Genomic DNA, 11546 nt, shown 5'->3' with positions numbered 1-11546 from the left:
GGGGTTCTCAACCGCGTGCCTGGCGTGGCAGGGTCACGGTGGCCTGCAGGCCGCCTTGCGGATGGTTGGCCAGGGCGACGTCGCCACCCTGGGCGCGCAGCAGGTTGCGCGCGATGGCCAGCCCCAGGCCGGTGCCGCCGGTTTCGCGGTTGCGCGAAGCCTCGGTACGGTAGAAGGGTTCGAAGACCTTTTCCAGTTCTTCCGGCGGCAGGCCGGGGCCATGATCGCGCACGCGCAGGTGGATGTTCGAAGCGTCTTCGCTGAGGTTGATCTCCACCCGTTCGCCGAACTTAACCCCGTTTTCGAGCAGATTCCACAGTGCGCGGCGCAAGGCGCCCGGGCGCGCGGGGCAGGGGGCGGTGGCCTGCCCGTGCACGCGCACGGTCCACCCCATGTCGGCCGCGTCGTCGCACAGCGCTTCCAGCAGGCCATTGAGATCCACCGGCTGTGCCGGCGTAGCGTCGTCCATGCTGCGGGCGTAGTCCAGGCCTTCGCGCACCAGCGCCTGCATGGCGTCCAGATCGGACTGGAAGCGCGCGCGCAGATTGTCGTCGTCGAGCAGTTCGGCGCGCAGGCGCAGGCGGGTGATCGGCGTCTGCAGATCGTGCGAGATGGCCGCGAGAATGCGCGTGCGCTCGGCGACGTGCTCGCGCACGCGCGACTGCATCTGGTTGAACGCGGCGGCGGCCTGGGCGACCTCGGTGGGGCCGCGCGGGTCGAGCGGCGGCGCGCGTTCGGGTTCCTCGCCCAGCCGGCGGGCGGCCTCGGCCATGCGCGACAGCGGGCGGGTGGCGATGCGCACGGCCAGCCAGGTGAGCAGCAGCACGCCGCCGACCAGCGCGGCCAACGCGGCGAGCAGGCGGCCGGGCGGCGGCGCGGGCAGTTCCGGAGCGGGGGGCAGATTGGGCAGGCGTACCGCCAGCGGGCTGCCGTCCGCCAGGTTGACGCGCGCGAGCAGCACGCCGTGCGGGCCGTCACCGCGCGGATGGAGGTACAGCGCGGCCGCGCGTTCCGGCATGGCCGCGCGCAGCGCCGGCAGCAGGGGGTGATTGAGCGGCGCGGGGCGGACATGATCGGGCAGCGGGCGCAGGGTCAGGCGCAGGCGGCGCCGGCCCAGTTCGTCGATCCAGCGTTCGCGTTCGCGCGGGGCGAGACGGTCGAGCACTTCGGCGGTGGCGGCGATTTCCTGCGCGATACCTTCGAACAGCGCATCGCGACCGACGCGGTCGCGCTCGCCGATGAACAGCGCCAGGCTGACCGCCAGCACCAGCGCGATGCCGATCAGCCAGATCAGCATCAGGCGCGCGAACAGGCTGCGCGGCCAGGGCAGGCGCAGCCTCATCGTGCGGCTCCACCCTGACCGACCGGGGTGACCTCGCTGGCCAGCACATAGCCTTCGTTGCGTACGGTCTTGATGATCGCTGGTTCGCGCGCGTTGTCGCCCAGGCGCTGGCGCAGGCGGCTGACCAGCAGGTCGATGGAACGGTCGAACACGTCGGCCTCGCGGCCCTGGGTGAGTTCCATCAATTGGTCGCGGCTGAGCACGCGCTGCGGATGGGCGAGGAACACGCCGAGCATGCGGTACTCCGCGCCGGACAGCGGCACCACGGTGCCCGCGCCGTCGAGCAGATGGCGGTTCACCGTGTCCAGCCGCCACTGGGCGAAATGCAGCTCGCGCGCGTTGGCCGGCGGCGCGGCATCCAGATTGGGCGGCAGGGCGCGCGCGCGGCGCAGGATGGCGCGGATGCGCGCGTACAGTTCGCGCGGCACGAAAGGCTTGGCAAGGTAGTCGTCGGCGCCCATCTCCAGGCCGACGATGCGGTCCATGTCCTCGCCGCGCGCGGTCAGCATCAGGATGGGCGTGTTGGCCTGCGGGCCGCCGGCCGCGCGCAGGTTGCGGCACAGGGTCAGGCCGTCCTCGCCGGGCATCATCAGGTCGAGCACGATCAGGTCGACGCGGTGGCGCTCCAGCGCGCTCTTCATCTCGCGCCCGTCGGCGGCGGTGGTGCAGCGCAGGCCCTGCTTTTCCAGGTAGTCGGCGAGCAGGCCGCGGATTTCGCGGTCGTCATCGACGATCAGCACGTGGTCTTGCGAATTGCTCATGGCGTTTCTCCTTGGCCCGCATCTTAAGCGTTCGGACCTGCAGCTTTGTATCCCAGCGTATCTGTACCGGGCTGCGAGACATCAGGCTGCAAAGCGGGTGGTTGCGGACAAATGCGGCTTACATCGCGCTGGTGTAATGGCCCCGTCGCCCACGGAGTCGGGCGCAGCGAACCACAACCGAGACAAGGAGCACAACATGAAGACCTGGATCAAACCCGCGATTGCCGCCACCGTCATTGCCGTCCATGGCGTCTGGGTGACCGGCGCGTTCGCGCAGGACAGCGAGCGCGGCCCGCGCGGCGACAAGCCTGGCGTCCATCGCATGGCCCCGGAACGCTTCGCCGAGCATGCCGAACTGCGCCTGGCCCGTCTGGAGCTGGCCCTGGCACTGACCGCCCAGCAGCAACCGGCCTGGAACGAGTTCAAGAGCGCGCTCAACGCGCGTACCGCCCGCGCCGCTGAGGAATTCGGCCAGCGCGCGAAGCAGGAGGCGCCGAAGACCGCCGTCGAGCGTCTGCAGCGCCAGGAAGAGGCTGGCAAGCTGCGCCTGGCCGAACTGGGCGAAACCCGCAAGGCGGTCGAGCGCTTCTACGCGCAGCTGTCCGATGCGCAGAAGAAGGTTTTCGACGCCGATTTCGGTCCGCGAGCGCGCGATGGGCATCGCATGGGGCCGCGCGACGGTGGCCGCAAGGCCCCGGGGCGCTGCTGAGCACTCCCTTTCGGAAAGACAACGGGCCACCGCATGCGGTGGCCCGTTTGTTTGCGCCGCGCCGGATGGCGCGACGCGGAGTCGGGATTCGACTCAGTGGAACTGCTCTTCCTCGGTGGAGCCGGTGAGCGCCTTCACGCTGGAGGAGCCGCCCTGGATCACCGTGGTGACGTCGTCGAAGTAGCCGGCGCCGACTTCCTGCTGATGCGACACGAAGGTGTAGCCCTGTTCGCGCGCCTTGAATTCCGGCTCCTGGACCATTTCCACGTAGTGCTTCATGCCTTCGCCGCGGGCATAGGCGTGGGCAAACTGGAAGGTGTTGAACCAATTCACGTGGATGCCCGCCAGGGTGATGAACTGGTACTTGTAGCCCAGCGCGGAGAGTTCGTCCTGGAACTTGGCGATGGTCTTGTCATCCAGGTTCTTCTTCCAGTTGAACGACGGCGAGCAGTTGTAGGACAGCAGCTTGCCGGGGCTGGTGGCATGCACGGCCTGGGCGAACTCGCGGGCGAAGCCCAAGTCCGGGGTGCCGGTTTCGCACCACACCAGATCGGCGTACGGGGCGTAGGCCACGCCGCGGCTGATGGCCTGCTCCAGACCGTTCTTGACGCGGTAGAAGCCTTCCTGCGTGCGTTCGCCGGTGAGGAAGGGTTTGTCGTTGGCGTCGTGGTCCGAGGTGATCAGATTGGCGGCCTCGGCATCGGTGCGGGCGAGGATCAGCGTGGGCACGCCCATCACGTCGGCGGCGAAGCGTGCGGCCAGCAGCTTCTCGACGGCTTCCTGGGTCGGCACGAGCACCTTGCCGCCCATGTGGCCACACTTCTTCACCGCGGCGAGCTGGTCTTCGAAGTGCACCCCGGCGGCGCCGGCGGCGATCATGTTCTTCATCAGTTCGAAGGCGTTCAGCACGCCGCCGAAGCCGGCTTCGGCATCCGCAACGATGGGCAGGAAGTAGTCGACGAATTCCTTGTCGCCCGGGTTGATGCCGCGCGACCACTGGATTTCGTCGGCGCGCTTGAAAGTGTTGTTGATGCGGCGGACCATGGTCGGCACCGAGTCGTAGGCGTACAGCGACTGGTCCGGGTACATGGTTTCGGAGGTGTTGCCGTCGGCGGCGACCTGCCAGCCGGACAGATACACGGCTTCCAGGCCGGCCTTGGCCTGCTGCATGGCCTGGCCGGCGGTGATCGCGCCGAAGGCATTCACGTAGCCCTTCTTGGCGCCGCCATTGACCTTCTCCCACAGCACCTTGGCGCCGCGCTGGGCCAGGGTGTATTCCGGCTGCAGGCTGCCGCGCAGGCGGACGACGTCGGCGGCGGCGTAGCCGCGCTTGACGTTCTTCCAGCGGGGGTTTTCGGCCCAGTCTTTTTCGAGGGCGGCGATTTGCTGTTCGCGGGTCAGGGTCATGATGCTTCCTTCTTTCAGTGTTGGTGTACGAGGGCGGCCCAGTTCACCGGGCGCCGGACCCACCGGGCTGAACGGTTCCGCTGCCGTGTCGGCGAGGGCGGAAAAGTGCGCCGGACGTGAAGAAGTATAGGGAGCATCCTGCAGGGCAGCAATATGTCTTATATAAGATATAAGAAAAAATTTTCTTCAAATCAAACAACGTATTAAAAATTTTGTTTTGGGATGTGAAATTAAAATTGGCCTGGTGAAATGGAAAGTGGCCTGTGCATGCTGCATGCGCACATGGGCGGATACAGCGGCACCTTCGACCCGTGGCCGTCAACATGGCAAGGCCGCCCATCGCACGGAGGCGGCGGGCGGCCTTGCCGGAGGGGCCGCGGCGTGGCGGCTCGGGGGCTTCAGAGCAGTGCGGTGGGGGAGACGATCACGCCGTCTTCGTCGGCGTACACGAACTGGCCGGGCGTGAAGGTGACGCCGCCGAAGTGCACCGGTACGTCGGCATCGCCGATGTCACGCTTGACCGTCTTGCAGGGGTGGGTGCCGAGCGCGAACACGCCGATGTCCATGCCGCCGATGGCGCGCGCATCACGAATGCAGCCATACACCAGAACGCCGGCCCAGCCGTTGGCGACCCCGAGTTCGGCGAGCTGGTCGCCGACCAGCGCGCAGCGCAGCGAGCCGCCACCGTCGATGACCAGGACGTGTCCGTTGCCGGGAGAGGCGAGCGCCTTGCGCACCAGCGAGTTGTCCTCGAACAGTTTCAGCGTGCGGATCGGCCCGCCGAACGCGCGGCGTCCGCCAAAGCTGCGGAACATCGGGGTGGCGACGCTGACCCGGTCGCCATGTTCGTCGCACAGATCTGCGGTATGAATATCCATGAGGCGCTCCTTGCCGAGAGATTCGCGATGACCGGACGATCATAAACGAGCGCGGCATGCCGGGCCATGTCTGCGGGACGGGTGGAAAGCAAAACGGCCACGGCTCCCGCGCGGGGCCGTGGCCGGAAGGAGAGGCCGGAATCAGACCGTGGCGGCTTCGGTCTCGTCGAACACCAGCTTGACTTTGTCCTGCTCGTCGAGGTCGATGGTGACCTTGCCGCCACCGACCAGACGGCCGAACAGCAACTCGTCGGCGAGCGCGGCGCGGATGGTGTCCTGGATCAGGCGCGCCATCGGGCGGGCACCCATCAGCGGGTCGAAGCCGTTCTCGGCCAGCCAGGTCTTGAGATCGTCGGTGAAGTGGGCCTCCACCTTCTTCTCGTGCAACTGGGCCTCGAGTTCGATGAGGAACTTGTCGACCACGCGCAGGATGATCTCGTTGTCCAGCGCCTTGAACGAGATGGTGGCGTCCAGCCGGTTGCGGAACTCCGGCGAGAACATGCGCTTGATCTCGGCCATCTCGTCACCTACCTCGCGTTTCGCGGAGAAGCCGATCACCGACTTCTGCATGGCCTCCGCGCCCGCGTTAGTGGTCATGATGACGATCACGTTGCGGAAGTCCGCCTGCCGGCCGTTGTTGTCGGTCAGCGTGCCGTGGTCCATGACCTGCAGCAGGATGTTGTAGATGTCCGGATGCGCCTTCTCGATCTCGTCGAGCAGCAGCACGCAATGCGGCTTCTTGGTGATCGCCTCGGTGAGCAGGCCGCCCTGGTCGAAGCCGACGTAGCCCGGCGGCGCGCCGATCAGCCGGCTGACCGCGTGGCGTTCCATGTACTCGGACATGTCGAAGCGCACCAGCTCGATGCCCAGGGTGTAGGCGAGCTGGCGGGCGACCTCGGTCTTGCCCACCCCGGTGGGGCCGGAGAATAGGAAGGAGCCGATCGGCTTGTTCGGGTTGCCCAGGCCGGAGCGCGACATCTTGATCGCCTTGGCCAGCGCCTCGATGGCCGCGTCCTGGCCGAACACCACGTTCTTCAGGTCGCGGTCGAGCGTCTTCAGCGCGGCGCGGTCGTCGTTGGACACGGTGCGCGGCGGAATGCGCGCGATCTTGGCGACGATCTCCTCGATCTCGTTCTTGCCGATGGTCTTCTTCTGCTTGGACTTCGGCAGAATGCGCTGCGCCGCGCCGGCCTCGTCGATGACGTCGATGGCCTTGTCCGGCAGGTGGCGGTCATTGATGTACTTGGCCGCCAGCTCCGCCGCGCTCGACAGCGCGGAAGCCGAATACTTGATGCCGTGATGCTCCTCGAAGCGGCTCTTCAGCCCCTTGAGGATCTCCACGGTTTCGGCCACGCTGGGCTCGACCACGTCGATCTTCTGGAAGCGCCGCGACAGCGCGTGATCCTTCTCGAAGATCTGCCGGTACTCGGTATAGGTGGTCGCGCCGATGCACTTCAACTGGCCGGACGACAGCGCCGGCTTGAGCAGGTTGGAGGCATCCAGCGTACCGCCCGAAGCGGCGCCCGCGCCGATCAGCGTGTGGATTTCGTCGATGAACAGAATGGCGCCCTGGTGCTCGACCAGTTGCTTCAGCACCGCCTTCAGGCGCTGCTCGAAGTCGCCGCGATATTTGGTGCCGGCCAGCAGTGCGCCCATGTCGAGGGCGTACACCTGGGCGTTCTCCAGCACTTCCGGCACGCGCCCTTCGACGATGCGGCGCGCCAGCCCTTCGGCGATGGCGGTCTTGCCCACGCCGGCCTCGCCGACCAGCAGCGGATTGTTCTTGCGCCGGCGGCACAGGGTCTGGATGACGCGCTCGACTTCCTTCTCGCGGCCGATCAGCGGGTCGATCTTGCCCACCAGCGCCTGCTGGTTGAGGTTCTGCGTGTAGTTCTCCAGGGCGCCGCCGGAGGACTGGCTTTCCTGCTCCTGTTCGCCCGCTTCCGCTTCGCCCCGGTTCGGTGCGCCCGCACCCTGCTGGGGCGTCTTGGCGATGCCGTGGGAGATGAAATTCACCACGTCCAGCCGCGAGATGTTCTGGCGCTGGAGGAAATACACCGCGTGCGAATCCTTCTCGCCGAAGATCGCCACCAGCACGTTGGCGCCGGTGACCTCCTTCTTGCCGGAGGACTGCACGTGCAGGATCGCGCGCTGGATGACCCGCTGGAAACCGAGCGTGGGCTGCGTGTCGATTTCCTCGCTGCCTTCGACCTTGGGCGTGTGCTCGTTGATGAAGTTGGTCAACTCGCGGCGCAACTCCTCGATGTTGGCGTTGCATGCGCGCAGCACTTCCGCGGCGGAAGGATTGTCGAGCAGGGCGAGCAGCAGATGCTCCACGGTGATGAACTCGTGGCGCTTCTGGCGGGCCTCGACAAAGGCCATGTGCAGGCTGACTTCAAGCTCTTGCGCGATCATTCAGTTTTCCTCCATCACGCACGCCAGCGGGTGCTGGTGTTGCCTTGCATAGGCGACGACCTGTTCCACCTTGGTCGAGGCGATGTCTCTCGGGAAGACGCCGCATACCCCCATGCCTTCTCTGTGGACTTGGAGCATGACCCGCGTGGCACGTTCGCGGTCCATACCGAAAAATTTCTGCAGCACGACGACGACGAAATCCATCGGCGTGAAGTCGTCGTTGAGCAGCAACACCTTGTATAACGGCGGAGGCTTGGTGCGTGTGCGCTCCGCTTCGAGTAGAGACTCGTCCTGCTTGTGCGTGGCCATGAGACCCATTCTAATCAAGTCGAAGCAGAGTGCAACAACGCCGCCGGCCGGGTTTTCAGCCGCTTGTCGTGCCGAAATACAACAGTTCCGGAGCCGCCCGCGGATGCCGGCTTCAGTCGGTAAATGCGGACGTTTCCCCGGACTGCAAGCCATTCCCGTGCCAAGGGTGGTCGGGCTGGCGGCGCGCAGGCGTGCGTATGCCACACCTGGCAGGGAATGATGAGTGGAATACGGGGGAAAGTGCTTGACGCTATGCCGCCAGTTGCGTAAAAGCACTTTCGTATGTCGTGCAAAGAGCAACGCGCCGGCTCTTTCCGCCGGGCCGCCAGGGCGGTCGGGAGGAAGGGGCGCGTCGGATTATCCGCTGCGGCAGTGCCGGTTCCGCTTCCTTCGCATCGACATGCTCGCCGGGTTTTCCGGCCCGTTTTGTGCACACTTGAAGGATCTACGCAATATGGCAACTGGCACTGTTAAATGGTTCAACGACGCCAAGGGGTTCGGCTTCATCACCCCGGATGATGGTAGCGAAGACCTCTTCGCGCACTTTTCGGCGATCAACATGGGTGGCTTCAAGACCCTGAAGGAAGGCGAAAAGGTGAGCTTCGAAGTCACGCAGGGCCCGAAGGGCAAGCAGGCGTCGAACATCCAGCGGGCCTAAGACCCGCCGCGGAGGGCCGTACCGCAGCCAGCCAGTTGTCGAGTACGGTTTCCAAAGACAAGAGGCCGTCGGTTTTCCGACGGCCTCTTGCTTTCTGGAGCGAGTGCCCCGTGTGTGGGGCGGACCGGCTACTTCAGCTTGATTTCCTTGTACAGGACGTGCTTGCGCGCGACCGGATCGTACTTCTTGAACTCGAGCTTCTGCGGGGTGGTGCGCTTGTTCTTCGAGGTGGTGTAGAAATGACCGGTGCCGGCGGTGGATTCCAGCTTGATCTTTTCGCGAATGCCTTTTGCCATGATGCTCTCCGTTCAGTGCGCGGCGTGTCCGAGGGCGTCCTCAGACCTTCTCGCCGCGGGCGCGAAGCTCGGCAACGACTTCGTCGATGCCCTTCTTGTCAATGGTGCGCAGACCGGCGTTGGAAACGCGCAGGCTGATCCAGCGGTTCTCGGCCTCGCTCCAGAACCGGCGGTTCTGCAGGTTGGGGAGGAAACGGCGCTTGGTTTTGTTGTTGGCGTGGGAAACATGATTTCCCACCATCGGTGCTTTACCGGTCACTTGGCAGACGCGAGCCATACGATGCTCCAGGGAATTCGGATTGCGAAAAGCCCTGGAGAATACTCCATCAATGAGGGGTTGCGCAAGTGCCTGATTGATCGAAGGCTGCTGTCCGCGTGCCCGGCGGCCTACAGCAGGCCGCGTTCGGCGAAGGATAGCGGTGTCGCGTGCGCGGTGACCACGAAATGGTCCAGCACGCGCACCTCCACCAGCGCCAGGGCGGCCTTGAGTTCGCGGGTGAGGCGTTCGTCGGCCGGGCTGGGTTCGGCCACGCCGGACGGGTGGTTGTGGGCAAGGATGACCGCAGCCGCATTGTGCGCCAGGGCGAGTTTGACGACTTCGCGCGGATGCACGCTGGTATGCGTCAGCGTGCCGCGGAAGAGCTCGACCGCATCGATGAGCTGGTTGCGCGTGTCGAGCAGCAAGACCGTGAACACTTCATGCGGCAGGGTGCCCAGGCGCAGACGCAGCCAGTCGCGCACCGCGCCGGGATGGTCGAACAGGTCGCGGGCGCTGATTTCTTCCATCAGGGCGCGGCGCGCCAGTTCCATCACCGCCTGCAGTTGGGCATACTTCGCCAGCCCCATGCCGGGTACGGCGACGAATTCGGCTGCCGATGCACCGCACAGCCGGGTGAGGCCGCCGAAGCGCGACAGCAGGTCGCGGCCGAGGTCGACCGCGCTGCGCCCGCGCACGCCGACGCGCAGGAACAGCGCCAGCAGTTCCGCATCGCTGAGTGCCTGGGCGCCGCGCGCCAGCAGTTTTTCGCGGGGGCGTTCGTCGGCTGGCCAGTCGGTGATTGCCATGGGTGTGTGCCCGCTTCGAATGGAATGTTGATTTTAACGCGAATGTCATGAATGAACTCAACGGCAGGAAACTGGTGCTGGGCGTCAGCGGTGGCGTGGCGGCCTACAAGGCGGCCGAACTGACCCGCTTGCTGGTCAAGGCCGGTGCCGAGGTCGATGTGGTGCTGACCGAGGGCGGCGCACGTTTTGTCACGCCGGTCACCTTCCAGGCGCTGTCGGGGCGGCCGGTCTGGTCCGATCTGTGGGACGCGCGCATGGACAACAACATGGCGCACATCGATCTGACCCGCGGTGCGGACGGCATTCTGGTGGCGCCGGCTTCGGCGGACCTGCTCGCCAAGCTGGCCAATGGGCTGGCCGACGATCTGCTGACCACGCTGTGCCTGGCGCGCGAATGCCCGCTGATGGTGGCGCCGGCGATGAACCGGCAGATGTGGGAGAACCCGGCCACGCAGCGCAATGTGGCGCAACTGAAGGCCGACGGGGTGGCCCTGTTCGGCCCGGCGGCGGGCGATCAGGCCTGTGGCGAGACTGGACCGGGCCGCATGCTGGAGCCGGAGGAACTGCTGGAGGCGCTGGTGGCGCAGTTCCAGCCCAAGATCATGGCGGGGCGCAAGGTGGTGCTGACCGCGGGGCCGACCTTCGAGGCCATCGATCCGGTGCGTGGCATCACCAATTCGAGTTCCGGCAAGATGGGCTATGCGCTGGCTCGCGCGCTGGCCCGCGCGGGTGCGGAGGTGGTGCTGGTGAGCGGACCGGTGGCGCTGCCGGCGCCGGCCGGTGTGCGCAGGGTAAGCGTGCGCGGCGCGCTGGACATGCGCGATGCGGTGTTCGCCGCCCTGCCCGGCGCGGAGGTGTTCATCGGGGTGGCCGCGGTGGCCGACTACCGCCCGCAGCAGCGCGCCGAGCACAAGATCAAGAAGGCAGAGGGGGGGCTGGAACTGGTGTTGACGCCCAATCCGGACATCCTCGCCGAAGTTGCCGCGTTGCCGAATCCGCCGTTCTGCGTGGGCTTCGCCGCCGAGAGCCGCGAGCTGGATGCCTACGCCGAAAGCAAGCGGCGGGCGAAGGGCCTGCCGATGCTGGTCGGCAATCTGGTGCAGGATGCGCTGGGCGCCGACGACAACGAGGTGGTGCTGTACGACGACAACGGCCGCTATCCGCTCGGGCGCGCTGCCAAGGACGAACTGGCGCGGCGGATCGTGGAGCATCTGGCCACGCTGCTGGCCGGTGGTGAAATGAGGGAGGAATGAGCATGCACAAGATCGACGTCAAACTGATCGACGCGCGTTTGCGCGAACACCCGCCGGCCTACGCCACGTCCGGTTCCGCCGGGCTGGACCTGCGCGCCTGCCTGGATGCGCCGGTCACCCTGCATCCGGGCGATTCCACGTTGGTGCCCAGCGGGCTGGCGATCCATCTGGCCGATCCGGGGCTGGCGGCGATGGTGCTGCCGCGTTCCGGGCTGGGGCACAAGCACGGCATCGTGCTCGGCAATCTGGTGGGGTTGATCGATTCGGACTACCAGGGACAGATCTTCGTGTCGGTGTGGAATCGCGGGCGCGAGACCTTCGTGATCCAGCCGATGGAGCGCATTGCCCAGCTCGTGGTGGTGCCGGTGCTGCAGGTTGGTTTCAACGTGATCGATGAATTCGGCCACAGCGAGCGCGGTGCCGGCGGTTTCGGCAGTACCGGCAAGCACTGAG

Annotated in this window: 13 protein-coding genes; 4 read left to right on the top strand and 9 right to left on the bottom strand. The window is 66.2% G+C overall.

Translation table 11 applies throughout. From position 1 onward, the window contains the following. Positions 1-7 precede the first annotated feature (7 nt). Entirely contained in the window at positions 8-1336 is a 1329-nt protein-coding gene (locus tag E6C76_RS19055) for an ATP-binding protein (protein ID WP_136349869.1), read from the bottom strand. A gap of 2 nt (positions 1337-1338) precedes the next feature. After that, positions 1339-2103: a response regulator gene (locus tag E6C76_RS19050; RefSeq protein ID WP_136349831.1), complete on the bottom strand. Its 765-nt coding sequence runs from the start codon at positions 2101-2103 to the stop codon at positions 1339-1341. Between the two features lie 196 nt (positions 2104-2299). Between E6C76_RS19050 and E6C76_RS19045 the strand changes: the two genes are divergently transcribed. After that, positions 2300-2812 (top strand): Spy/CpxP family protein refolding chaperone, encoded by a 513-nt coding sequence (locus E6C76_RS19045; RefSeq protein ID WP_168734385.1) that lies wholly within the window; start codon positions 2300-2302, stop codon positions 2810-2812. A gap of 93 nt (positions 2813-2905) precedes the next feature. Here the strand turns inward: E6C76_RS19045 and aceA are convergent, their stop codons facing one another. The 4 genes from aceA to clpS form a co-directional block, all read right to left on the bottom strand. Next, positions 2906-4219, bottom strand: a complete 1314-nt coding sequence (gene aceA, locus E6C76_RS19040) for an isocitrate lyase (RefSeq protein ID WP_136349829.1) — start codon at positions 4217-4219, stop codon at positions 2906-2908. Positions 4220-4617: 398 nt separating this feature from the next. Beyond that, on the bottom strand, positions 4618-5097 hold the full coding sequence (gene rraA / locus E6C76_RS19035; RefSeq protein ID WP_136349828.1) for a ribonuclease E activity regulator RraA: 480 nt from the start codon (positions 5095-5097) through the stop codon (positions 4618-4620). A 141-nt stretch (positions 5098-5238) separates the two neighbouring features. After that, on the bottom strand, positions 5239-7512 hold the full coding sequence (gene clpA / locus E6C76_RS19030; RefSeq protein ID WP_136349827.1) for an ATP-dependent Clp protease ATP-binding subunit ClpA: 2274 nt from the start codon (positions 7510-7512) through the stop codon (positions 5239-5241). Then, entirely contained in the window at positions 7513-7821 is a 309-nt protein-coding gene (gene clpS, locus E6C76_RS19025) for an ATP-dependent Clp protease adapter ClpS (RefSeq protein WP_136349826.1), read from the bottom strand. Between the two features lie 454 nt (positions 7822-8275). Here clpS and E6C76_RS19020 point away from each other — a divergent pair, with 454 nt between their 5' ends. After that, on the top strand, positions 8276-8479 hold the full coding sequence (locus tag E6C76_RS19020) for a cold-shock protein (RefSeq protein WP_136349868.1): 204 nt from the start codon (positions 8276-8278) through the stop codon (positions 8477-8479). Positions 8480-8607: 128 nt separating this feature from the next. Here E6C76_RS19020 and rpmG read toward each other — a convergent pair whose 3' ends face one another. The 3 genes from rpmG to radC all read right to left on the bottom strand — a co-directional run bounded on the left by rpmG (position 8608) and on the right by radC (position 9840). Next, positions 8608-8775, bottom strand: a complete 168-nt coding sequence (gene rpmG, locus E6C76_RS19015) for a 50S ribosomal protein L33 (RefSeq protein ID WP_107493707.1) — start codon at positions 8773-8775, stop codon at positions 8608-8610. Between the two features lie 40 nt (positions 8776-8815). Next, entirely contained in the window at positions 8816-9052 is a 237-nt protein-coding gene (gene rpmB, locus E6C76_RS19010) for a 50S ribosomal protein L28 (protein ID WP_102041067.1), read from the bottom strand. A 110-nt stretch (positions 9053-9162) separates the two neighbouring features. Further along, positions 9163-9840 carry a RadC family protein gene (gene radC, locus E6C76_RS19005; RefSeq protein WP_136349825.1) on the bottom strand — a complete coding sequence of 226 codons (678 nt, stop codon included), beginning with the start codon at positions 9838-9840 and terminating at the stop codon, positions 9163-9165. 47 nt (positions 9841-9887) lie between these two features. Between radC and coaBC the strand changes: the two genes are divergently transcribed. Both coaBC and dut read left to right on the top strand, forming a co-directional pair. Further along, entirely contained in the window at positions 9888-11093 is a 1206-nt protein-coding gene (gene coaBC / locus E6C76_RS19000; RefSeq protein WP_136349824.1) for a bifunctional phosphopantothenoylcysteine decarboxylase/phosphopantothenate--cysteine ligase CoaBC, read from the top strand. A 2-nt stretch (positions 11094-11095) separates the two neighbouring features. After that, on the top strand, positions 11096-11545 hold the full coding sequence (dut, locus tag E6C76_RS18995; RefSeq protein WP_136349823.1) for a dUTP diphosphatase: 450 nt from the start codon (positions 11096-11098) through the stop codon (positions 11543-11545). The last annotated feature ends 1 nt before the right edge of the window (position 11546 follow it).

Source organism: Pseudothauera nasutitermitis, assembly GCF_004801295.1.
GTDB lineage: Bacteria > Pseudomonadota > Gammaproteobacteria > Burkholderiales > Rhodocyclaceae > Pseudothauera > Pseudothauera nasutitermitis.
This window is presented reverse-complemented; position numbering and strand designations above follow the sequence as displayed.

Coding starts and splice junctions, on each gene's coding strand:
- E6C76_RS19050 (WP_136349831.1), bottom strand. CDS start 2,103: ATGAGCAATTCGCAAGACCACGTGCTGATCGTCGATGACGACCGCGAA.
- E6C76_RS19045 (WP_168734385.1), top strand. CDS start 2,300: ATGAAGACCTGGATCAAACCCGCGATTGCCGCCACCGTCATTGCCGTC.
- aceA (WP_136349829.1), bottom strand. CDS start 4,219: ATGACCCTGACCCGCGAACAGCAAATCGCCGCCCTCGAAAAAGACTGG.
- rraA (WP_136349828.1), bottom strand. CDS start 5,097: ATGGATATTCATACCGCAGATCTGTGCGACGAACATGGCGACCGGGTC.
- clpA (WP_136349827.1), bottom strand. CDS start 7,512: ATGATCGCGCAAGAGCTTGAAGTCAGCCTGCACATGGCCTTTGTCGAG.
- clpS (WP_136349826.1), bottom strand. CDS start 7,821: ATGGCCACGCACAAGCAGGACGAGTCTCTACTCGAAGCGGAGCGCACA.
- E6C76_RS19020 (WP_136349868.1), top strand. CDS start 8,276: ATGGCAACTGGCACTGTTAAATGGTTCAACGACGCCAAGGGGTTCGGC.
- rpmG (WP_107493707.1), bottom strand. CDS start 8,775: ATGGCAAAAGGCATTCGCGAAAAGATCAAGCTGGAATCCACCGCCGGC.
- rpmB (WP_102041067.1), bottom strand. CDS start 9,052: ATGGCTCGCGTCTGCCAAGTGACCGGTAAAGCACCGATGGTGGGAAAT.
- radC (WP_136349825.1), bottom strand. CDS start 9,840: ATGGCAATCACCGACTGGCCAGCCGACGAACGCCCCCGCGAAAAACTG.
- coaBC (WP_136349824.1), top strand. CDS start 9,888: ATGAATGAACTCAACGGCAGGAAACTGGTGCTGGGCGTCAGCGGTGGC.
- dut (WP_136349823.1), top strand. CDS start 11,096: ATGCACAAGATCGACGTCAAACTGATCGACGCGCGTTTGCGCGAACAC.